This window comes from Kribbella sp. NBC_01505 (assembly GCF_045040285.1).
In the GTDB taxonomy this organism is placed as follows: domain Bacteria; phylum Actinomycetota; class Actinomycetes; order Propionibacteriales; family Kribbellaceae; genus Kribbella.
In genome coordinates this window covers 4,111,610-4,135,127 of the sequence record NZ_CP109425.1, presented here as the reverse complement: position 1 = coordinate 4,135,127, position 23,518 = coordinate 4,111,610, and the positions used below count along the sequence as shown (strand labels likewise).

Genomic DNA, 23,518 nt, shown 5'->3' with positions numbered 1-23,518 from the left:
TGCGGAGCATCTAGCGCTTTGCACCCGTGCGGCGAGGTGCCGTGCCGAGTGCCCCGCAGTAGGTCTGGAGCTCCAAAGCACCCTCTCAGGTGCGGTTGATCAGCGTTTGAGCCCTCTGACCGATCCTGTGATGGGTCCGCCGGTGGCGGTGCAGACGACCAGCCGGTCGTGATCCTCGTCCCAGCTGTCCTCGGTCGGGGTGAACCAGCCGAGGTCGAACATCGACTTGTCCGCGCTGATGCCGACATAGGTGGCGAACTCGGCGGCGCAGCGATCCTTGCCGGCCAGGTCGATCTTGCGGTCCCCCGGATAGGGGCCTTCCGGGAGCGACACGTTGGAGATGACCTCGCCGTCATGGCCGAGCGAGCAGTCCTTCCGGGTCACCTCGCCGTCCTCGTTGCCGTCGTCGAAACACTCTCCGACGGCCAGGTCCTCGACGTACGTGCCCGAGCTCGACGAGCTGGCGGGGTCCTCCGACGAGCCGTAGTCGTCGCCCCCGTACGCGATCCCGAGGCCGATCAACGCGATCATCAACACACCGAAGAAGGTGACCAGGCCGCCGGTGATGATCCCGGCGATCGCCATCCCCTTGCCGTCCTGCGGCCGGCGCTTGAGCTGCACGAGCGCCGCGATCCCGAACCCGACGCCGAACGGCGCCGAGATCCCGATCACGAACCCGCCGACCCCACAGGCGAGCGAGGCGATCGCGAACGCGTTGGTGCTGCTGGCCTGCCCCGGATACCCGTACCCGTAGGCGACCGGATACCCCACCGGCGGCTGCCCGTACGGCGGCGGTCCGGGCGGCTGCCCATAACCAGGCTGCCCGTACGGCGCCTGCCCGTGGCTCGGTTGTCCGTGGCCTGGTTGCCCGTACGGCGGTTGAGCCGGTTGACTCGGTTGCCCGTACGGCGGTTGGGCCGGTTGACCGTAGGTCGGTTGACTCGGTTGCCCGTACGGCGGTTGGGCGGCCGGCGGCCCGTACTGCGATGGCCCGGGCGTGGCACCGGTCGACGGCTGACCCGGCGCGACCCATCCCGACTGCGTCGGCAGCGGCTGAGTCCGGGTAGGCAGCACCTGCGTCGGATCCGAGCTCGGAAGCGGCTGCGTGGCCTCGTCCGGCACGGTGTCGTCCGGGCGCGCGTAGTTCGGGAAGGACCTCGGAGTGTCCTGTGGGCGGCCCGGTTCCTGGCCGTACGGTGGTTGACTCACGACTTCCCCCAGATGATTCCCCCGCGCACCGTGCTACCGCTGCGATCCGCGCATGCTACCGCTCAGGCGGGTCCCCGGCAGCCCCACCAGGCACAACACGTTGCCGTCAGCAACAGCACGATCTTCCAGGACCACGTAGTACATGTCCAGCTCCGACTGCTCGTACGGTTTCCCGATGAACGTGCCGAACGCGCTCGTGCACTCCCGGGTCGCGATCGTCTGGGTCTCCTCCGGGGACCGTCCGGACAGCTCGGCCCGCACCTTCGCGTAGGCCTCGCCGCTGTGCGCGGTCCGGCAGTTCGCGATCCTCGCCATCCGCAGCGTGTCCGCCTCCAGCTCGGCGTCGAAACAGCGCCCGACATCGACCTGGGCGATCGGCACCGTCCGTCCGACCCCATCCCGCAACTGCCCGGCCAGTCCGAGCGCGACCGCGACCCCGGTGATGATCCCCCAACACACGCAGACCACCAGAGCGCCGTACGCGAACCGCTTGCCGCGGCCGCCGGTGCGCTTGATCCGCCGCAACGCGATCCCGGCCAGCACCAGCGCGACCGGCACCAGCCCGGGCAGTGCCGTCACGAGCGCCGCCACGGCGTACCGGTCCTGCCGCTGCTGCGCGGGCGTCGGCACGCCCGTCAGCCACGACTCGGCCGACGGCAATGACGGCCGCGCAGGCTGCATCGGTGAAGGCGGCTGGGTGACCATGGGCGTCCGTTCGGCGAAGCGGCCGAGCGGTCTGCTTTGCCCGGACACACGGACATCGCTCGGATCAGCGCCGGTGTTACACCGGCCGTCCAGCCATCGGACGGCCGTCTCAAGCGTTGGTCTAGCCTTCGAACAGGCCGATCGTCATCGCCTCGAGCGCGAGCAGCGGTGCCACGTTCGTCTCGATCGCCTCGCGGCAGGCGGTGATCGCGCCGAGTCGCCGTACCGTCGATTCCGGCGTGGTCCGCGCGCCCAGAGCCTCGATCTGCCGGGTCAGCTCGGCGTTGATCAGCTCGGTCCCGGCCTTGGTCTGGAGCACCAGCACATCGCGGTAGAGCGCCATCAGATCAACCAGTGACCGGTCCAGTACGTCGCGTTCCCAGCGCTTGGCGCGCGCCTTCTGCTGGTCCTCGAGCTCCTTCAGCGCGGCATTCGCCTCGCGCGGCTTCGCGCCTTTGGTGCCGACGCCGAGCGCCTGCTCCAGCGCGGCCCGCTCCTTCTCGTCGACCTTCTCCGCGCTCGCCTTCGACTCTTCCTTGGCCGCCTCGACCAGCTGCTGGGCAGCCTTCAGGCACGCCCCGAGATCACGCAGTGCGAACGGGACCTCGAGCACCCGCGATCGCCGCGCCCGGACCTCTTCGTCCCGCGCCAGCGCCCGAGCGCGTCCGATGTGCCCCTGCGCGGCCCGCGCCGCGAACCCGGCCAGCTCCGCGTCGATCTCGAGCGTCTTCACCAGCATCTGCGCCACCGCGTTCACCGGCGGGGTCCGCAGCACCAGCAGCCGGCACCGCGACCGGATCGTCGGCACGACGTCCTCGACGGTCGGTGCGCACAACACCCACACCGTGCGCGGTGCGGGCTCCTCAATGCTCTTCAGCAACGCGTCCGCGGCCTGCTCGGTGAGCCGGTCCGCGTCCTCGATCACCATCACCTGCCACCGGCCCTGCGTCGGGCTCATCGCAGCCCGGCGTACCAGCTCGCGAATCTCACTGACCCGGATCGACAGCAGCTCGGTCCGGATCAGCGACACATCCGGATGCGCTCCGGTGAGAACCGTCCGGCAGTCGTTGCACTCGCCACAGCCGTCCTGATGACACTGCAACGCCGCAGCAAACGCACGACCCGCATTCGACCGCCCTGACCCGGGCGGCCCGGTGATCAGCCACGCATGCGTCATCCCGACCACGGCAGCGCCGGACTCACCCCGCACCGCCGCCGCAGCGCCGCTCACGGCCTTCCGCAGTACGGCGACCGCCGGCTCCTGCCCGACCAAGTCGTCCCAAACCGTCATACCGTGGTCACCTTTGGCAGCAGGGGTTGGAGACGGCCGCGGATCTGTTTGGCGATGTCGTCGCGGTCCTGGGTGGCATCGATGACCAAGTAGTGCTGGGGTTCGGCGGCAGCCAGCTCAAGGAAGGCGTTCCGGACCCGCTCGTGGAAGTCGGCCGACTGCGCCTCGATCCGGTCCCGCTCGGCGAACCGGCCGAGCCCGTTCTTCGGCGGCAGGTCGAGCACGATGGTGAGGTTCGGGCGCAGGTCGTCGGTGGCCCAGCGGTTCACCCGCTCGACGTCCGCCACCTCCAGGTCGCGCCCGGAACCCTGATAGGCAAGGGCAGAATCGACGTACCGATCGGTGATCACGACGGCGCCCGACTTCAGCGCGGGCTTGATCACCGAGTCCACGTGCTCAGCCTTGTCGGCCGCGTAGATCAGCGCCTCGGCGCGATGCGAGATGTCGCCGGTCGCGGGGTCGAGGATGATCCGCCGCAGCTCCTGGCCGAGGTCGGTGGCACCGGGCTCGCGCGTCAGCACCACCTGCTGGCCCTGCTCCTGCAACCACTCGACGAGCAGGGCGGACTGCGTCGACTTCCCCGCGCCGTCCCCGCCCTCCATCGCGATGAACAGCCCGGTCGTCGGGTAGACGCCCGGCGTCTTGCCGAAGCTGCGCCGCAGGTCGCGCCAGAACGGTACGCCGGGTCTGTCGTCCATCTGGCGCCAGGCCAGCAGCCCGATCACGCCGGCGACGACCGCTGCGATCAGCATCGTTATCGAGGCGCCGTTGTAGCTCACCGAATGACCGGAGATCGAATAGGTGTGCCGCCCGATCGCACCGGCCACGAACGGCGCGATCGCCAGCGTGACCGCGAGCACCGTCCGGACGGCGGACTGCACGAACGCGAACGTCCGGCCGCGCACCGCATCCGGCACCTCGAGACCGAGCAGCGTGTATCCGGAGACCCAGGACGCACCTGCGTTGAAGCCGAGCAGGATCGCGATCATCGTGGCGATCTCGATCTGCTGGATCAGCGCCAGCCCGGCCAGGCAGATCCCCGATCCGACCAGACCGGCCGCGAACAGCCGCCGGCGGGACAGTCCGGAGAAGATCCGCGGGGCGAACCCCATCCCGAGCGCGAGACCGCCGAAGACCGCCCCGAACAGAACGCCGTACCCGGGGTCGCCGGCGTGCAGATCCTCGACATACGTGCGGCCGAGGCCGATCACCACCGCGCCGGCCGCGAACGCGCCGGAGATCCCGACCACGAGACCGCGGATGACCGGCGTACCGGTCACGTAGGACCAGCCCTCGACCATGGTCCGCCACAGCGTCGGGTGGTCCTCGTGGTCGTGGACGGCGCGGCCGATCTCCCGGATCGAGATGATCGCGAACCCGGAGACAGCGAAGGTCGCAGCATTGACGTAGACCGCGAGGTCGATCGCGAAAAGCGTGCTATTTGAGAGGGCACCCGCCCAGCGGCTGACCAGAGTGATCGCGGTGAAGATCGCGGCCGCCGGCAGCGCCGACCCGTACGTCGTGATCAGGCTGAGCTGGTTGGCCGCCTCGAGGCGGTGCCGGGGCACCAGGTTCGGCACGCTGGCGTCCTTGGCCGGACCCCAGATCAGGCTGACGATCTCGATCAGGACCGTTGCCACCAGCACCCAGGTCAGCGTGCCGACGATCGGGATGCTGACGAAGAACGCGGCCCGGATGAAGTCGCCGAGGATCATCGTCGCGCGCCGGTCGAGCCGGTCGGCGACCCAGCCGGCCACCGGCCCCATCACGAGCGCGGGCAGCACCCGGAGGAACAGCACGCCACCGATGGCGAAGTTCGCCGCCTGGTAGTCGTCACCGGCGAACGACTTCGCCATCGCGGTCAGCGCCAGCAGCCCGATCCAGTCGCCGAGGCTGGACAGCCCGAACGCGATCCACAGCCGCCGGAACGCCCGGATCCGCAACACCGCGCGCACGTCGTGCGCGGGTGCAGGATCGGTCAGCGGGTCATATACCTCCGGCACGCCGCCAAGACTAGTCGGCTGGTTGGACAGCTTTGTGCAGTGCGGTGGTCAGGACGTCGAGGCCGGCCTTCAGATCGACTGGCGGCGGGTAGCCGAAACCGAGCCGGAACACTCGCGGCTCGTCGGTGAACCATTCCCCGTCAGCGAGCCGCACGCTCAGCTCCGCGGCCGCCTCCCGGAATCGGTCGAGGTCGATCTGCGGGCGGAGCCGGACGCAGCACAGCGCTCCGGCGTCCGGGCGGACCCATTCGACGAGCTCGGCGTTCGCCTGCACCCACTGCTCGGTGGTCGCTAGCGCATCGGCCAGCCAAGGTCGCCGTACGGCGAGGATCTCGTCCTGCAGCTCGAAGACGCGAACCGCCAGCGCCTCGGTGATCGGTGAGCCGGTCACGACCGTGCTGAACTTCGCGGTCACCAGCCGCTCCATGAGGTCCGCGTCGGTGCTGATCGCCCAGCCGGTGCGCAGTCCGGCCGCGCCGTGGCATTTCGACAGGGATGCGACGGTCACCACCTTGTTGCCGAGCTGCAGGGTCGACTCTGCGATCGGGGCGTCGCCGTACGAGGCGGTGCGGTAGGTGTCGTCGACCAGTAGGTACGCATCTGGGCAGGTGGACGCCATGGCTGCGTAGATCTCTTGGAACACCCGGAGCGGTATGGCGACACCGGAGGGGTTCTGCGGACTCGCCAGGCTGACCAGCTTCGTGTCTGAGGTCAGCTGGGCGATCACATCTGCTGCCTGGAGTTGGTAGCCGGTGTCGAAGGTCAGCTCGACCACTCTGACCTCAGCACCGACCGCATGGCAGACGTTGCGAGCCATCGGGAACAGCGGAGCGGTCGTGACGACCTGACCGCCCTCTGCGACCAGGAACGCCAGCAGGAAGATCGCGTGCTGCCCGCCGATCGTGACGATGACCTGCTCGGGCTCGACGTCGTGCGCGGCGGCGATCGCGGCCCGCAGCTTCGGATCGCCCTGAGAGGTGCCGTAGCCGAGCTCCAGCTCGGCGATCTCGGGCGTCAGTAGGTCAGCGAGGCGCAGCTCCGGGCCGTAGCTCTCACCGAGGTCGTACCGCGGGTGGGTGTCGGACAGGGTCTGGATGGGGTTGCGCACGAAGTTCGCCATACCTCTGATGCTCCAAGGCGAGGGCTGGTCACCCCAGAGCCAATCCGGCAGAATTGGTTTGCCAATGAGACCAATCGAGCTGTGTGACCGTCTCGGCCGGTGGTCCTCCGGCCGAGGGCCTCTGTATGTCCTGCTCGCCGCCCGGATGCGGCAGCTGATCGACGACGGCGAACTACCCGGCGGCGCGCTGCTACCGCCCGACCGCACCCTGGCCGAGGCGCTCGCGGTCGGGCGCACCACAGTGGTCGCCGCCTACGACCTGCTGCGTTCTGAAGGCCGCATCACTCGACGCCAGGGCAGTGGGACGCGGGTCGCCGGCGCTCCGGTCGCGTCTGAGGATCTGCCGGCCGATCCGATCTTCCTGGGCGCACTCGAGACGCGGGACGACGGCGTACTGCTCGCTATCTGTGCAGCACCCGGCGAACCACCGCCCGAGCTGGCCGAGGCCTACCAGCGGATCATCCCGGAGCTCGCGGCAATCACTGGCGACATCGGGTACTACCCCTACGGCCATCTGTCCCTCCGTACGGCGATCGCCGCCCGCTACACGCAGTACGGCGTACCGACCGTGGCTGACCAGGTGCTCGTGACCAACGGCGGCCAGCAGGCACTGTCGTTGCTGGCCCACGCACTGGTGTCACCTGGGGATCAGGTGCTGGCTGAGGCGCCAACGTTCCCTGGTGCGCTGGAGGTGTTCCGGGAGCAGGGTGCGGTCCTCCGTGGTTTGCCGGTCGGGCTGGACGGCTTCGAGAGTGCGGTCCGGGAGCGGCGTCCGGCCTTGGCCTACGTGATTCCGACGTACCAGAACCCGACCGGCTCAGTGCTGCCCCGACTGGACCGGCAGCGCCTGGCGCGCGCCGCGGCCGCGGCCGACGTACCGCTGATCGAAGACGAGGTCCCCGCCGACCTAGGCTTCCCCGGCCAGGAACGGCCGACCGCGATGGCGGCGTACGGGCCTTCTGTCATCTCGATCGGCTCTCTCAGCAAGAGCATCTGGGGCGGCCTCCGCATCGGCTGGATCCGCGCCGCGGCCCCCTTCATCACCCGCCTAGCCCGCCTCCGCGCCGTCCACGACCTAGGCGGCAACGTCCCCGCCCAGTTGGCCGCCGCCCACCTGGTCCCGCAACTGGACGCCCTGAACGTAGGCGCCACCCTGGCCACCCGCCACACCCACCTCACCACCCTGCTCGCCGAACACCTCCCCACCTGGCGCTACCCAACCCTCACCGGCGGCCAAGTCCTCTGGATCCGCCTCCCCACCGGCGACGGCAACTCCTTCGCCCAAACCGCCCTCCGCCACGGCATAGCCGTCCTCCCCGGCGCCGGCCTGGACCTGACCGGCAACAGCACCACCCACATCCGCCTCCACTTCCACACCCCCGAACCCACCCTCACCGAATCCGTCAGCCGCCTGAGGTCCGCCTGGCACGCCTACCAAGCCCCCACGCGCCCCACCCCCACCCGCCCCCTAATAGCCATCTGATGGGTTCCCCAGTGAGCTTGTGGCTTCTGTACCCGCATGAGAGTCCAGAACCCACCACCCGCTGGGTGAACCCACCAGGTGTCACCGGCCGAGGCACACGCCCACGGCGGTTCTTTCGGACGTTGTACGGCGGGGCGCGCTGGGATGCGGCCGGTGAGGTCGGCGCGTGGTTGCTCACCGAGCGGCACCGTCCACCTCAGCCACGGACTCGCCGTACTGGGCGCTTCAGTGGCCGCCGCAGGTGGGCGCAACCGCCTTTGTGGAACCAAATAGGCGCCCAGCGGCAGTAGGACTCCACAAAGATGCAACGAGGCGGCTGGTCGCGGTTAGTGCATGTTCGCGGGGTGTTGGTGTGCCCCCGATTCGCGCCGCACCGGACAGGCCGGACACGTACACGGTGGCTGGTCGCCGCGGCGGCCGATCTACTGAAGCGCTAGGTGGGCGTGGTCTGTGGTTGAGGGGGATGGCGAGGCCGGTGACCACAGTTTCGGCTGCTTGAGCTTCCGGGCTTCGGTTGCGGTCCCGGAAAACGAGGGGATCTCCCCGCGAGTTGCTGGTTCTCCCCTCAATATTTGAGCAGAGAAGGGTCAACTTGAACGGATATCCAGCCAAATTTCCGCAGGCCAGGGCTGGCGAGGCAGGTGACCTGAACCGCAGTGGTCAACCGCGGCGGCGAGTCAGCTGACAGGCCTCCTGATCGTCGGGAGCAACCACCGCGACGGGCCAGCTAGCAGGCCTCCTGATCGTCGGGAGCAACCACCGCGACGGGCCAGCTAGCAGGCCTCCTGATCGGCGGGAGCAACCACCGCGGCGGGTCAGCTGACAGGCCTCCTCGCCGTCGGGAGCAACCACAGCCCGTCAGCCACAGGCGACGGGGAACCTCGGTCACCGGCCTCGCCATCCGGCCCAGCCACAGACCCGCCCAGCCACCCGTCCCTGTAAAACCGGCCGCAGCGGCGACCAGCCACCGCGAACGCCGCCGGCCGAATCCGAGCGGCGGGACGGGACGAGCACATCCGGGAAGGAGGGGTTCCTGCCCAGCCAAAGCCCCCAACCACCGCGACCGATCACCTGCCGCGATCCCGCTCCCCAAATCAGTTCGGGGAGAGTCTCCTCCCCCCGGACAGCGGACCGGGGAGCATTCACCCCCCGAATCGGTCCCAAATCCTCCCCAAACCAGTTTGGGGAGGACCCCGCCTGCCAAATCGCAACAGGCTCCCAGCGACAACGAGGGTCCACAAAGGCGAGCGGATGAGGGTTTGCGGGGATCTACTGGCTCTCACCGGCAGTAGAACCCCGCAGAGGCGTCCGTGGATTGGTGATCGGTTGCGGTGGTTGGGGGCTTTGGCTGGCCAGGAACCCCGCCTTCCCGAAGGCGCTCGTCCCGTCCGAGCGCTCGGATCCGGCCGACGACGTACGCAGTGGCTGGTCGCCGCTGCGGCCGGATCTACTGAAGCGGTGTGGCTTGGGCGGTCTGTGGCTGGGCCGGATGGCGAGGTCGGTGACCGCGGCTCCCCGTTTCCTGTGGCTGACGGGCTGTGGTTGCGGCCGGTCGCGAGGGCGCCTAGAAGCTGACCGTCACGGGTGGCTTGTCGCTGGCCTGCAGTAACGCCAACACCCGGCAACGGTCACTTGTTAACGCGGCCCTGTCAGGTAGCTCAGCCATAGCCCGTCAACCATCGGCAAGGTGGCTTCGATCGCCGACCGCACCATCCCCCTCAGCCACAGACCCGCCGTACAGGGCGCTTCGGTGGCCGCCGCAGGCGGGCGAAACCGCCTTTGTGGAACCAAATGTGCACCCAGCGCCAACGACGCTCCACAAAGACGAGCGAACCCGAGCTCTGCCCGCGATTCGGGGGTGTGCTCGGTGCTCTGGTGGGCGATTCACTCCGCGGATGCAGCTTCGCGTGGATCTACTGTCACCCAGCGGCAGTGGATCCCCGCAAACCCTGCAGTCGTCGCGGCTAACGTCCGAAGAACACGCAGGCCACGTACTCCGATCGTTCGGACGTTGGCCGGGTGAACCCACCGAACGCCATCGGCAGGCGGGAAGCCTCGCGGCAGCGGGCGGGCGGCGTACCGACGGACGGGTAGTGGTCGCCGGTGGGTAGCCAGCGAGCCGACCGGCCCGCGTGACCGAGCCCGGGCATCGCGATGTCGCGGCACCCACTACCCGTCGGTCCGTACGCCCCTCGCCCCGCCGACTGGGTTCCCCGGCCGTGGGCGAACCCCCCAGCTCGATGGGTATCCCTTCAGTTGGGGGGTTGCCCACTGGAGTTTCCGATGGGCAACCCCCCAACTCGATGGGCATCCCTTGGATTGGGGGGTTGCCGCATCCAGTGGGGGGTTGCCTGTTGAAGTGGGGGGTTGGGTTATTGGGTGAAGCGGAGGGTGAGGGTGGCTGGGGCGGTGTGGAGCTTGTCGCGGTCGGGGAGGGCTGGGCCGCAGGCGGCGGTGCCTACGCCGGTTTGGGCGAGGTCCAGGGTCACGTGGGTCTTGGCGCCGGGCTTCAGGTCTGCGGTGTGGGTGGCGGTTTCCAGGTCGGCTGTGGTCCAGTCGCGGACGGTGAGGCCGAAGAGGTTGCCGATGGCATCGATTCGGAGGGTGTCGAGCTGGACCCAGCGGGTGTCGATGCGGTGGCCGTTCTCCTGGGGGCGGACGTACGGCGTCTGCAGGTCGGCGACCGTGGACGCGTACTTGCCGACCGCGGCGGCTTCACGGGTGTCGATGTAGGCCTCGTTGGGGCCGGTGCCGAACCACTCGACGCGGTCGACCTTCGGTACCTCGAAGGTGATGCCCAGCCGCGGCAACACCTTCGGGAACTGCCCTTCCGGTACGACGTTCAGCTCGAGCTGCACGCCACCCTCGACGGCGGTCCAGCGCCACGTGCTGCGCAATCCCCACTGCAATGCGGGCGGCGCCGTACGGGTGATGACTTCCCAGGCTCCGTCGCGTTCGCCCGCCGAGACGATGCGGTGCTGCACTCGGTGCAGACCCTCCTCGCGCCAAGCATCGGCAACCCCAGGCTGTACGTCGTTGTCGATCGGCGCCCGCCACACCTCAATCCGAGCATTGGAGACCGTGCCAAAGCTGATGCCCTGTACGCCGGCGCTCACCTCTGCAGGCGAACCAGCAGCAGCAACCGCCACGGCCGGCTCGTCGAGCCGGACCTGGCCCCACGCGATGCGGTGGCCTGCATCTGCCCAGGAAGCGGCAGAAGAGAGCTCGGCCGAGACAGTCACCCACGTCTCCGGCTGCGAGCCGTCGTACGGAAGCGGAAGCGACACCGTCTCCCCCGGAGCGATCGGGGCGACCGTGAGCACCTCCGACGACACCTGCTCACCCTCGACCTCGACCACCGCACGGAAGGTCAGGTGCGACGTGTCGAGCACCTCGTAGTGGCTGGTGATCGTGACGCCCTTGCCATCGGCAACGATCCGCAGCGGCTCGATCACCTTGGCGAACTCGAGCATGCCGGGCGACGGCGTCCGGTCCGGGAACAGCAGGCCGTCGCAGACGAAGTTGCCGTCGTGGATCGTCTCGCCGAAGTCGCCGCCGTACGCGTAGACCTCGCGGCCGTCGATCGTCGTCCGCAGACCGTGGTCGATGAACTCCCAGATGAACCCGCCCTGGCAGCGGGGGTACTTCTCGAACACCTCGCGGTAGTCGAGCAGCCCGCCCGGCCCGTTCCCCATCGCGTGCCCGTACTCGCACAGGATGAACGGCAGCCCGCGGTACGACGCCGGGTCCGCCCCGATCTCCGCGCAGCCCGCCGGGTCGGTGTACATCCGCGAGTAGATGTCGACGAACTCGGCCTCGGTGTCACGCTCGTAGTGCACCGGCCGCGAGGGATCGATCGCCTTCGCCGCGTCGTACATCGCGCGCAGGTTCTCGCCCATCCCGCACTCGTTGCCGAGCGACCAGATCACGATCGACGGGTGGTTCTTGTCGCGCCCGATCATCCGCTGCATCCGGGTGACCAGGTCGTCGCGCCAGCGCGGGTCCATCACCGGGTTCGGCAGGTCCGGCGGCTGCGGCTCGTACCCGAACCCGTGGGTCTCCAGGTCACACTCGTCCACCACATACAGCCCGTACTCGTCGCACAGCGACAGGAAGTGCGGGTGCGGCGGGTAGTGACTCGTGCGGACGGCGTTGAGTCCCGCCCGCTTCATGATCAGTACGTCGTCCAGCATATCCTGCTCGGTCAGAGTGCGACCGCGGTCGGGGTGGAACTCGTGCCGGTTCACCCCGTTGAACAGCACCCGGTTCCCGTTCACCGTGAACACGCCGTCCACGATCGCGATCGTCCGGAACCCGATCCGCAGCCGGACCTCACCACCGTCGGTCCGCAGCACGCCGTCGTACAGGCGCGGGCTCTCCGCACTCCACGGCTCCACGAGAGCAGTCACCGAAGCACCAGTAGGAACCGAAAGACCAAGCTCCGGTATGTCGACAGTCCCGGCAACGTCGGCGTCCACGCGCAACGTGCCGACCCCATCGGCGTACGACGAGTGCACGAACACGTCGGTCGCAGCGCCCGGCCGCAACGCCAGCAGGTTGACCTCCCGGAAGATCCCGGACAGCCACCACATGTCCTGGTCCTCGAGGTACGAACCGGCCGACCACTGATGCACCCGGACCGCGATCTGCGCCTCGGACCCCGGCGTCACCAGCGAAGTCAGGTCGAACTCACTCGGCAACCGCGAACCCGACGACCAGCCGACGAACGAACCGTTCGCCCAGACCGCGAACCGCGAGTCCACGCCCTCGAACCGCAGCACGATCCGCGACCCGGCGAAGTCAGCCGGTACGGCGACGGTCCGCACGTAGTCGCCGGTCGGGTTCTCGGTCGGCACGTACGGCGGTTCCAGCGGGAACGGATACACGATGTTCGTGTACGCCGGAGCGCCGTACCCGCTCAGCTGCCAGTGCCCGGGCACCGCGAGGGTGTCCCAGCCGGAGGTGTCCGGATCCTTCAGATCGTCCGGGGCGTCGGCCACACTCGGCGACAGCCGGAAGCTCCAGTCCCCGCTCAGCGCGACACGCGCGGTGTCGTCATCCAGCCAAGCGCGGGCCGGCAACACATTCTGACCGGGGGCAAAGTCCTCGACGTAGCTCACAGCTCATGAGCCTAAGCCCACAGCTGCGCACAAATCCACACTCGTCAACAAATATGGACAGGGCGAATCAGGGTCGACACGTTTTGCACACGCCGACGAGGGCGACCTGCTCCGGGGCGAGGTGGAATCCGAGCTCGCGGAGGACCTTCTTCCGGGCGGACTCCAGGATGTCGCCGGGAGCGTCGTACACGGTCCCGCACTCCGAGCAGCGCAGGTGCAGGTGCCGCGGGGCGAGGTCACCGGCCAGGTGGTACGTCGTACCGGCGCGGCCGAGGTGGACGTGCGTGACGAGCCCGAACTCGCCGAGCGCGTCCAGCGCCCGGTAGACCGTGGCCCGGTGGATCCCGGGCCGCAGCGCCTCGGCCCGCTCACCGATCTGCTCGGCGCTCAGGTGCTCCTCGGTCCCGGCGAGCACCTCGACCACCGCGAGGCGGGCCGGGGTCACCCGCTCACCCCGATCCCGCAACCGCTGCGCGGACACTTCGACCGCACTCGTCATGAGCGCCCCCTCAGGACTTCTTCGCTGCCGTCTTCTTCGCCGGAGCCTTCTTGGCCGGAGCCTTCTTGGCAGCCGTCTTCTTCGCGGCGGTCTTCTTGGCTGCCGTGGTCTTCTTGGCGGCCGTCTTCTTGGCCGGGGCCTTCTTCGCGGGCGCCTTCTTCTTCACCGGGCCACGGGCCCGCTTGTCCGCCAGCAACTCGGCGGCCCGCAGCAGCGAGATCGTCTCGACGTCGTCGTCCTTGCGGAGCGTCGCGTTCGTCTCCCCGTCGGTGACGTACGGACCGAAGCGGCCCTCCTTCACCACGATCGGCTCACCCGACGCCGGGTCCGCGCCGAGCTCCTTCAGCGGCGGTGCGGCCGCGCGCCGGCCCCGCTGCTTCGGCTCGGAGTAGATCTTCAGCGCTTCCTCGAGGGTGATCTCGAACATCTGGTCCTCGGAGGTGAGCGACCGCGAGTCCGTGCCCTTCTTCAGGTACGGCCCGTAGCGCCCGTTCTGCGCGGTGATCTCGTCGCCGCTCTCCGGATCCTTGCCGACCACCCGCGGCAGCGACAGCAGCTTCATCGCGTCGTCGAGCCCGATGCTGTCCAGCTGCATCGACTTCAGCAGCGAACCCGTCCGCGGCTTGGCGCCCTTCGGCGCGTCCTCCGGCAGCACCTCGGTCACGTACGGACCGAAGCGGCCCGCCTTCGCGACCACCTTCAGGCCGGTGTCCGGCGCGTCGCCCAGCTCGATCTCGACCCCGGACGGCTGCTCCAGCAGCTCCTGGGCCTTCTCCATGGTCAGCTCGTCCGGCGGCAGGTCCTCCGGCACGTTGGCGCGCCGCTCGTCCTTGTCCTCGACGTACGGCCCGTAGCGCCCGACGCGAACGACCACACCGCTGTCGTCACCGCCGACCGGGAACGTCGACATCTCGCGGGCGTCGATGTCACCGAGATCGGTGACCATCGATTGCAGCCCCTCGGTGTCGCCGTCGCCGAAGTAGAAGTTACCGAGCACACCCTCGCGCTGAAGGTTGCCTGAAGCAACTTCATCGAGGATGTCCTCCATCGACGCGGTGAAGGCGTAGTCGACGAGCCGCGTGAAGTGCTGCTCGAGCAGCCGCACGACGGCGAACGCCAGCCAGGCCGGCACCAGCGCCGTGCCCTTCTTGTACACGTAACCGCGGGCCTGGATCGTCCCCAGGATCGACGCATACGTCGACGGCCGGCCGATCTCGCGGTCTTCCAGCTGGGCGATCAGCGTCGCCTCGGTGAAGCGCGACGGCGGCTTGGTCTCGTGACCCGACGCCAGTACTTCGGTCGCCGGCAGCACGTCGCCCTCGGAGACGTCCGGGATCTGGGTCTCACGGTCGTCGGTCTCGGCGGACGGGTCGTCCGCACCCTCGACGTACGCCTTCAGGAAGCCGTGGAAGGTGATCACCCGGCCGGACGAGGTGAACTCGCAGTTCTCCCCGGTCGAGGCCTTGGCGTCGATCTTGATCGAGACGCTGTTACCGGCCGCGTCCTTCATCTGCGACGCGATCGTCCGCATCCAGATCAGCTCGTACAGCCGGAACTCCGGACCCGACAGACCCGTCTGAGCCGGGGTCTGGAAGTGCTCCCCGGCCGGACGGATCGCCTCGTGGGCCTCCTGCGCGTTCTTCACCTTGGACGTGTAGACCCGCGGCTTGTCCGGCAGGTACGACGCGCCGTACAGCTCGCGGACCTGCGCCCGGGCCGCGGTGATCGCCGTCTCCGACAGCGTGACGCTGTCGGTACGCATATAGGTGATGTTTCCGTTCTCGTACAGCCGCTGCGCGATCTGCATCGTCTGCGAGGCGGACATGTTGAGCTTGCGCCCGGCCTCCTGCTGCAGCGTGGTGGTCCGGAACGGCGCGTACGGCTTACGGGTGTACGGCTTGGACTCGATCGAGCGGACCTTGAACGTGGAGTCCCGCAGCGCCGCGGCCAGCGCGGTGGCGGTCGACTCGTCCAAGTGGACCGTGGTGCCGGTCTTCAGCTCACCGGTCGACGCGAAGTCCCGGCCCTGGGCGACCCGGCGGCTGTCCACCGAGACCAGCCGGGACGGGAAGATCCGCGGCGTCTTGCCCTCGCCGGCGTCGAGCTTCGCGTCCAGGTCCCAGTAGGACGCGGAACGGAACGCGATCCGCTCCCGCTCCCGGTCGACCACCATCCGGATCGCGACCGACTGCACCCGGCCCGCCGAGAGCTTCGGCATGACCTTCTTCCACAGCACCGGCGAGACCTCGTAGCCGTACAGCCGGTCCAGGATGCGGCGTGCTTCCTGGGCGTCGACCAGCGACTCGTTGATGTCGCGGGCCGCGCCGACCGCGTCCTGGATCGCCTTCGGCGTGATCTCGTGGAAGACCATCCGCTTGACCGGGACCTTCGGCTTCAGCTCGTCGAGCAGATGCCACGCGATGGCCTCGCCCTCGCGGTCCTCATCGGTGGCGAGGAAGAGTTCGTCGGCGTCCTTGAGCAGATCCTTGAGCTTGCGGATCTGGGCCTTCTTGTCGGCCGGTACGACGTACAGCGGGTCGAAGTGGTCCTCGATGTTGACGCCGAGCCGGGCCCAGGGCAGTCCCTTGTACTTCGCCGGGATCTCGTCCGCGCCCTTCGGCAGGTCCCGGATGTGGCCGAAACTCGACTCGACCACGTATCCGGCGCCCAGGAAGCCCGCGATCATCCGCGCCTTCTTCGGCGACTCGACGATCACCAGCCGTCGTCCACCGCCCGACGACGATCCCGCCGCCGCGGCTTTCGTCCCTGTTGCCCCTGCCACCGTGCTCCTCTCGCACCGCCGTTCCTGCCGTCAACGTCCGTGACCGAACGTCTTGTTCCCCCGTGCCGGCCGGTCCATCCGAGGACAGAGTACGGCCGTCAGCAACGTATTTGCTCCAGCATTTGTCCACGCACCGTAACCGGTCCGCCGCCGGACACCCCTCTCAGGGTTTCAGAAAGTATCCGAAAACCCCTCTTACCGCGCGTCGCACCCGAGCCACCGCAACCGCCGGATCCACCGTTCCGAGCCCCGGTTCCAAGGCTCCCGAGGGTACGCCGTTCAACCGGGCAAGTGCGGGGAGTGTGAACTGATAGTCACCCAGCGACCCGTGCCCACCATCGGTCAGCAACTCTTCCCGTTTCCATCCGCGCTGAGCCTCCCAGAAGGATTTCCAGCTCGGATCGGTCGCCCGGGAATGATCACCCGCTCCGAACAAGAGGAACGGTCGGTCGAGTCCCTTGCGCGCCACTTCACTCGGCTCGTCACCGTCGTACATGCCACCGTCGAGATTGACGCCGACCCGGATCCGCCGGTCCACCAGCATCGCTGACGCGGCCGCCGCACCACCCATCGAGTACCCGAACATCCCGGCCCGAGTCACCCGCAGCCGATTCATGACGAATCGCACGTCGGAGACCCGCGTGTCTGTCGCCGTCCGTACGGCGACCGGGGCCTCCCAGGGTATACACGGCATCACCACCCGCCCACCGGGGAACTCGACCGGCGCCTCGCCGGTGTGGTCGACAGTGACGACCAGATAGCCGTGGCTGGCCAGCTCCTCGGCCTGGTTCGTCCCGATGACACGTGACGCACCTGACCCCGGTGAATAGAGCAGTGTCGGCGCAGTGCGGGCCACCGGCGCGTCCCGGCGCGCATGCGTCAGACTGCCGGCCAGATCGACGGTGTCGCCGCTCAACTGCAGGTACCCGGCCATCTCGGTCGCCAACGCGAGCGCGACCGCACTACCGGCGTACGGCGCTCTCGCACCGGGCAGGGGCAGCGTGGGGAACCAGAGGCTCACCATCAGCTCACGGGGACCGGACCGCCACGGGTCCGGGCGACTGTGGTCCACCAGATGCAACTCTCTGGTGCCGATGGCGTGCGGTCCGGTCGGTGCGGGCAGCTCCACCCGGTACGGCGTACTGGCCTTCTTAACGTGGTGTGGGAGCGCTACTGCGCCCATGGCTCCGATAAACAGACGTCGACTGATCATGCGCACCAGCCAACCGGTGATCGGCGATGCTCGAATCAGACTGCGGCCGGAACCGCGTTCACTCCACAGTCGTACGTTTCACCACCGGACGTGCACTTCCGGGAACTCCGGCGGGTTCTGGGTCAGCAGGCGGTTCGGACGTCGCCGCAGGGTGGTGTCGAAGTACGCCGCGACGTAATCGCGCTGCGCGCGCACGCTCCGGGTCGGGTCGACCTTGCCGACCAGCGCCGTCATCACCGAGGCCGTTAACGCTGGCGGCGCCTCCGCATCCTGAAGGCCACCACGCCCACCACGGCGAGGACAGCCACGGTCAGCCACACTGCGGTTGGCGCACCGGACGATAGGCCAATGGCAGCCAGTAGAGATCCGATCAACATGGGTGGTGCTCCTTCGATGGTCACTATTGCGACGGTATGTCCGTCGATGACGACGCTACGACCACCGCAACGGGGGTGGAGTCGGTCCGCGGTAGGAACCGAGGTGGAGATTTCCCAGTCAGGCATCAACCCCGATCTCCACCTCCAGTACGAGGACACCCTGCCCGGAAACCGGCTAGTGTCACCGCCGACCGCAGTTCTTGCGGGAAGGGTCGCTACCAGTTCTGCGCCTGGTGGTACCGGAGCCGCGTTCACTCCACGGTCGTAGGTTTCACCAGCGAACGTGCACTTCCGGGAAATCCGGTGAGCCCTGGCGCAGCAACTGGTTCGGACGCCGCCGCAGCGTGGTGTCGAAGTACGCCGCGATGAACTCGCGCTGGGCCCGCACGCTCTGGTCCGGCTTGACCTTGCCGACCAGGGCCGTCATCACCGAGGTGATGATCGGGTCGTCGCCGTAGATCTCCCGGAAGACCTGGTCGAAGACGAACTGGTAGTCGGTGAACGCCTTCTGTTTCGACCCGGACAGGTTCAGGTTGAGCTTGCCGCCCTTCTGCGCCGCCCAGAAGGTCGCCCAGGACATGTCGAAGTAGTCCTTCTTCGGGTCGGTGAACTGCGTCTCGTCCGAGCCGAACAGCAGCAGCGGCTGATCGAGGCCTTTCAGCGCGACCTCGGCCGGCGGGCCCTTGAGCCGATCGTCCTGCAGCGTTCCGTCCAGGTTGAGTCCGGCGGCGATCCGCTTGTCGACGCGCATCGTGGCCGCGGTCGCGTAGCCACCGAGACCGACCCCGAACATCCCGACCTGGCGCAGGTCCAGGCCGAGCCCGAAACCGGTCGGCAATTCGTTGCCCTCGGCACCTGGTCTGTGGCCGGCCGCGATCTTCGTGAGCTCGTCGAGGACGAACCGCGCGTCGGCCACCCGGGTGTCGACGTACTGGCGGGTGAAGAGCGGGTCCGACGGCTGCGTCGGCGGTACGCCGGGCAAAAACCGGCCGCCGGGGAATTCGGTCGGGGTCTCGTGCGTGTGGTCCATCGCGACCACGACGTACCCGCGGCTGGCGAGGTCCTCGGCCAGCGCGGTGTTCACGAACCGGCTGTACTGATAACCGGGCGAGAAGATCAGAACCGGATGCTTCATCTTCTGCATCGGCGCGTTCAGGCGGCTGTTGGTCACCGTGTTCGCGAAGTCGAAGGTCCCCGGCGGCAGGGCCAGGCCGTACTCACCGGTCCAGGTGTCGTCTACCTCGGTCGCGGTCCGCTTCGGCATGTACTTCGCCAGCGGCTTGTCGTCCATGAGCGTCGACGGGTACCAGATGGTGATCATCAGCTCGCGCTTGCCGCTGGGCATGGTCGGGTCCGGCCGCTTGGCGTCGATCAGATGGATCGACGTCGTACCGAGCAACTTCCGGCCGGTCGGCTCCGGGAGGCGGAACTTCACCGGATGGAAGTCAGGGTCGTCCTTGGTCCGGACGGCACCGTCCGGGGTCGCGCCCCGGAAGCGGTCCGGGTTGACCGGCCACGCAGACGCGGTGCCGGGGACCACGAGGCCCAGGCCGGCCGCGAGGCCGCCGACGAGCAGCCCACGCCGTCCGAGGCTGTGACGGATGTGACTGCTGTGACCGGAGTTCACCATGCGACTCATCGTCACCGCCTGTTTTCACCCTGTGATGGAGACCTCGTCTCAACTTCATGACGGCCGACGTGGTGACAAGACGAGCACGGTGAGCTTCAATGAGCGCATTCTGTTCATAGATGCGTGAAGTGAGGGTCTCGTGAGCATCTTTGTTCGCATGAAACGTTCAGTAGTCGCGATAGCGCTCCTTGCGGGCGCCCTCGTGAGCACGACCGCTCCGGCGCAGGCCGCCGGCACCACTCTCGGTGACGTGACCGGGTTCGTCGCTGACCGAGCGACGTACACGCTCAGTGCCGGGACTGCGAAGGTGCGGGTCGTGTTCCTGAAGGACGACGTGTTCCGGCTCTGGCTGGCACCGGACGGCACCTTCTCCGACCCCGCGAGTACGCCGCCGGAGAATCCGACCGACCCGGCGTCGACGATCGTCACCAAGACCGACTACGGCAGCCCACGGACGTCATGGCGCGACCGCGGGCAGTACTACTCGCTCACGACCGGCAAGATCGAGGTCCGGGCCCAGAAGAAGCCGCTGAAGTTCAGCGTCTACCGCGACAGCCGGCTGGTCTGGGCCGAGGCCGCACCGCTGTCCTGGACCGACACCTCCACCACCCAGTCGCTGACCCGGGGTGCGACCGAGCAGTTCTTCGGCGGCGGCATGCAGAACGGCCGCTTCTCGCACCGGGACGAGACCATCAAGATCTCCAAGGACTTCAACTGGGAGGACGGCGGCAACCCGAACGCATCGCCGTACTACATGAGCACAGCGGGGTACGGCGTACTCCGCAACACGTTCACTCCGGGCAGCTACAGCTTCGGCAGCCCTGTGACCGCTACGCACGACGAGAAGCGTTTCGACGCGTACTACTTCATCGGCGACCTCAAGACCTCGCTGGACCGCTACACCGAGCTGACCGGCCGGCCCTTCATGCCACCGATCTACGGACTCGAGTACGGCGACTCCGACTGCTACAACCGCGGTCACTATGCGAAGGACCCGGACCCGAGCAACGACTGGAAGGTGAACCCGGACAAGGTCACCACTCTGGACGCGGTGAAGGTCGCACAGAAGTTCCGCGACGAGGACATGCCGGGCGGCTGGATGCTCGTCAACGACGACTACGGCTGCGGCTACTCCGACAACACCGACTTCGAGCAGGTCGACGGGACGTACTGGGGCAAGCGGGAGATTCCTGCTCTGAAGCAGACCGGCGACGAGCTGCGCAAGCAGAACATCGAGATGGGCCTGTGGACGCAGTCCTCGCTGGACCGGCAGCCGGCCGAGGTCGGTGACGCCGGGGTGCGCGTGCGCAAGCTGGACGTCGCCTGGGTCGGTCCGGGCTACCGGTACGCGCTCAGCGCCTGTGACACCGCACATGACGGTATTGAGAAGTACAGCAACGCCCGTGGCTTCGCCTGGATGGTTGAGGGCTGGGCCGGTGCGCAGCGGTGCGCGGTGCAGTGGACCGGCGACCACGCCGGCTCCCTGGACGCGATCAAGTGGCAGATCCCGGCAATCACCGGCTCCGGCAACTCCGGTATCGCCTACAGCGCCGGTGACGTCGACGGTATCTTCGGTGGCTCGGCCACGTCGTACGTGCGGGACCTGCAGTGGAAGGTGTTCAACCCGGCGTTCATGACGATGTCCGGCTGGGCCACTCCGGCGATCAAGCAGCCGTGGGCGTACGGAGCGCCGTACACGGATATCAACCGCAAGTACCTGAAGCTGCGTGAGCGCCTGCTGCCGTACTTCTACACGTACGCCGCCGAGGCGCACCGGACCGGCGCTCCGCTGAACCGGTCGCTGGTGCTGGAGTACCCGAACGACCCGAAGACGTGGGACGACACCACGAAGTACGAGTTCCTTGCTGGTAAGGAGTTCCTGGTCGCACCGATGTGGGGTGCGGACGAGGTGAAGAACGGCATCTACCTGCCGGAGGGACGGTGGGTGGACTACTGGTCCGGCAAGGTCTACCAGGGGCCGACGACGGTCAACGGGTACCACGCCGGCCTCGACACGCTGCCGCTGTTCGTGAAGGCGGGCGCCGTCGTACCGATGTGGAAGCCGGGGATCAATGCGGCCGCAGAGCAGAAGTTCGGTGACCGCCTCACTGTGGACATCTACCCGCAGGGCAAGTCGTCGTTCACGCTGTTCGAGGACGACCGGGTCACTCGGGCCAAGCAGTCCGCCCAGCAGACCTTCGCTGTCGACGCACCCAAGGACGGTCGCGGCAACATCTCCGTCCGGATCGGCGCACTGAACGGCTCGTACGCCGGTAAGCCGGCTGCGCGACCGTATGAGCTGACACTGCACACCGGCTCGGCTCCGGCGGCAGTCACGATTGACGGCCGCGTGGTGAAGGACTGGGACTACAAGGACGGCGTAGTGCACGTGCGCACCGCGTCTGTCTCCACCTCTCGCGACGCTCTGGTGAAGCTGTACGGCACGTCGTCCGTCGGTGGTCCGAACGTTGCGAACACCTTCGGTACGCCGGAGCTCAGCGCACCCGCGCTGTGGAACGCCCCGGGCCAGGCCACTGAGGTGACTGCCAGCTTCCGCAACGACACCGGCTCCACCGTCCGCAACGTCAGCCTGGACCTGCAACTGCCGACCGGGTGGACGTCTGCTGGTTCGAAGGCGTTCGACTCGGTGCGCGCCGGCCAGACCGTGACCACGAAACTCCAGGTCACGCCGGGTGCCGACGTACAGCCGGCTAGCTTCACGCTGTCGCTCGCCGCGAGTTATGTTGCTCAAGGCAAGCGGTATTCCCAGACCGCTGTGGCGACTGCCCAATTGCCTTACGGGTCGCTGTCGCAGGCTGCGAATACCGTTGGGGTGACGGACGCGACGACGTACGCGCAGGGCAACTTCGATGGGTCGGGCAACAGTTTCAACGGTGAGGCTCTGGCTGCGGCCGGATACAAGCCGGGAGCGACCGTCACCGTGCAGGATGCGCAGTTCACCTGGCCGTCCGGAGCGCCTGGTACGCCGAACCTGGTGAAGAACCAGACGGCACCGATCCTGGTGTCCGGCACCGGTTCACACCTTGCACTGCTCGGGGCTGGGGCCAGTCTGAACGCTCGTGGCGCGGTGACGATCCTCTATACCGACGGCACGCAGTCCCAGGCGACGTTCCAGCTACCCAACTGGTGTTGCCAGGACGCGACCACCGGGGGCGCGAAGCTCGCGGTCTCCACCAAGGGTCGCTACACGCCGACCGGATTGGCCAACACCACAACGGACTACCGGGTCTTCTACACCGCCGTACCGCTCGATCCTGGCAAGACCGTGCAGGCGATCAAGCTGCCCGGTGGCGGACTCGGCTTCTTCGCAGCCACCATCGCGAACAAGCCGCTACCGCCAGCGCCCCGTGGCGAGCAGTGGGTGAGCGACCTGGAGTTCCTGGACTCCACGAATGGCTGGGGCCCGGTCGAACGCGACCACAGCAACGGCGAAGACGCCCCGGGTGACGGAGCCGCGCTCACCCTCGACGGAACGACGTACGCGAAGGGCATCGGCACTCACGCACCCTCACTCGTCAGCGTCCGCCTCGGCGGCAACTGCCAGACCTTCACCGCGAAGGTCGGTGTCGACGACGAAATGGAAGACCGAGGCAAAGTCTCCTTCAAGGTGCTGACCGACGGGGTCGCCAAGTACACCTCCGACCTCCTCACCGGCACCTCCCCCACCGCCTCGGTCTCGGTAGACGTAGCCGGCGCCCAAACCCTCACCCTCCAAGTCACCGACGGAGGCGACGGCGTAACCAGCGACCACGCCGACTGGGCCAACCCCAAACTCACCTGCACCCCCTAACCCCTTCGACCCCACCACCAGTGGGCAACCCCCCAACCCAGGGGATGACCCCCCAACCCAGTGGGCACCCCCCCAACCCAGTGGGCAACCCCCCAACCCAGGGGATGACCCCTCGTCCGGGGGGTTGCCCATCGAAAATCCCAGTGGGCAACCCCCCAATTCGGTGGATATCCACCCAGCTGGGGGGTTGCCCACCGAAGCAGGGGGTTGCCCACCCAAGCAGGGGGTTGCCCACTGAAGCGGGGGGTTGCCCATCCGAAATGCGAGGGGGCAAC

13 protein-coding genes are annotated in these 23,518 nt (G+C 68.0%); 2 read left to right on the top strand and 11 right to left on the bottom strand.

All coding sequences use genetic code 11. The annotated features are described in order from the left end of the window. Positions 1 to 99 precede the first annotated feature (99 nt). The 5 genes from OG474_RS19560 to OG474_RS19540 all read right to left on the bottom strand — a co-directional run bounded on the left by OG474_RS19560 (position 100) and on the right by OG474_RS19540 (position 6,328). Positions 100 to 1,209 (bottom strand): DUF4190 domain-containing protein, encoded by a 1,110-nt coding sequence (locus tag OG474_RS19560; RefSeq protein ID WP_405063769.1) that lies wholly within the window; start codon positions 1,207 to 1,209, stop codon positions 100 to 102. Positions 1,210 to 1,242: 33 nt separating this feature from the next. After that, entirely contained in the window at positions 1,243 to 1,890 is a 648-nt protein-coding gene (locus tag OG474_RS19555) for a DUF4190 domain-containing protein (RefSeq protein ID WP_405063768.1), read from the bottom strand. Between the two features lie 145 nt (positions 1,891 to 2,035). Further along, positions 2,036 to 3,205 carry a DNA polymerase III subunit delta' gene (locus OG474_RS19550; RefSeq protein ID WP_405063767.1) on the bottom strand — a complete coding sequence of 390 codons (1,170 nt, stop codon included), beginning with the start codon at positions 3,203 to 3,205 and terminating at the stop codon, positions 2,036 to 2,038. After that, positions 3,202 to 5,208: a dTMP kinase gene (gene tmk / locus OG474_RS19545; protein WP_405063766.1), complete on the bottom strand. Its 2,007-nt coding sequence runs from the start codon at positions 5,206 to 5,208 to the stop codon at positions 3,202 to 3,204. The genes OG474_RS19550 and tmk overlap by 4 nt, the downstream gene beginning before the upstream one ends. 10 nt (positions 5,209 to 5,218) lie before the next feature. Beyond that, complete coding sequence (locus OG474_RS19540; RefSeq protein WP_405063765.1) at positions 5,219 to 6,328, bottom strand: pyridoxal phosphate-dependent aminotransferase; 1,110 nt, start codon at positions 6,326 to 6,328, stop codon at positions 5,219 to 5,221. Positions 6,329 to 6,392: 64 nt separating this feature from the next. Between OG474_RS19540 and OG474_RS19535 the strand changes: the two genes are divergently transcribed. After that, positions 6,393 to 7,811 carry a PLP-dependent aminotransferase family protein gene (locus tag OG474_RS19535; protein ID WP_405063764.1) on the top strand — a complete coding sequence of 473 codons (1,419 nt, stop codon included), beginning with the start codon at positions 6,393 to 6,395 and terminating at the stop codon, positions 7,809 to 7,811. A gap of 2,372 nt (positions 7,812 to 10,183) precedes the next feature. Here the strand turns inward: OG474_RS19535 and OG474_RS19530 are convergent. The 6 genes from OG474_RS19530 to OG474_RS19505 all read right to left on the bottom strand — a co-directional run bounded on the left by OG474_RS19530 (position 10,184) and on the right by OG474_RS19505 (position 19,441). Then, entirely contained in the window at positions 10,184 to 12,931 is a 2,748-nt protein-coding gene (locus OG474_RS19530; RefSeq protein ID WP_405063763.1) for a glycoside hydrolase family 2 TIM barrel-domain containing protein, read from the bottom strand. Positions 12,932 to 12,998: 67 nt separating this feature from the next. Then, a complete protein-coding gene (locus OG474_RS19525; protein ID WP_405063762.1) occupies positions 12,999 to 13,430 on the bottom strand; it encodes a Fur family transcriptional regulator in 432 nt (143 codons plus the stop codon). Between the two features lie 10 nt (positions 13,431 to 13,440). Beyond that, positions 13,441 to 16,212 (bottom strand): type I DNA topoisomerase, encoded by a 2,772-nt coding sequence (gene topA / locus OG474_RS19520; protein WP_405063761.1) that lies wholly within the window; start codon positions 16,210 to 16,212, stop codon positions 13,441 to 13,443. Positions 16,213 to 16,375: 163 nt separating this feature from the next. Continuing rightward, positions 16,376 to 17,425: a hypothetical protein gene (locus OG474_RS19515; protein WP_405063760.1), complete on the bottom strand. Its 1,050-nt coding sequence runs from the start codon at positions 17,423 to 17,425 to the stop codon at positions 16,376 to 16,378. Positions 17,426 to 17,503: 78 nt separating this feature from the next. Then, positions 17,504 to 17,659: a hypothetical protein gene (locus OG474_RS19510; RefSeq protein WP_405063759.1), complete on the bottom strand. Its 156-nt coding sequence runs from the start codon at positions 17,657 to 17,659 to the stop codon at positions 17,504 to 17,506. Between the two features lie 414 nt (positions 17,660 to 18,073). Then, complete coding sequence (locus tag OG474_RS19505) at positions 18,074 to 19,441, bottom strand: alpha/beta hydrolase family protein (protein ID WP_405064596.1); 1,368 nt, start codon at positions 19,439 to 19,441, stop codon at positions 18,074 to 18,076. Between the two features lie 148 nt (positions 19,442 to 19,589). Here OG474_RS19505 and OG474_RS19500 point away from each other — a divergent pair, with 148 nt between their 5' ends. Next, positions 19,590 to 23,243 carry an NPCBM/NEW2 domain-containing protein gene (locus tag OG474_RS19500; protein ID WP_405063758.1) on the top strand — a complete coding sequence of 1,218 codons (3,654 nt, stop codon included), beginning with the start codon at positions 19,590 to 19,592 and terminating at the stop codon, positions 23,241 to 23,243. The last annotated feature ends 275 nt before the right edge of the window (positions 23,244 to 23,518 follow it).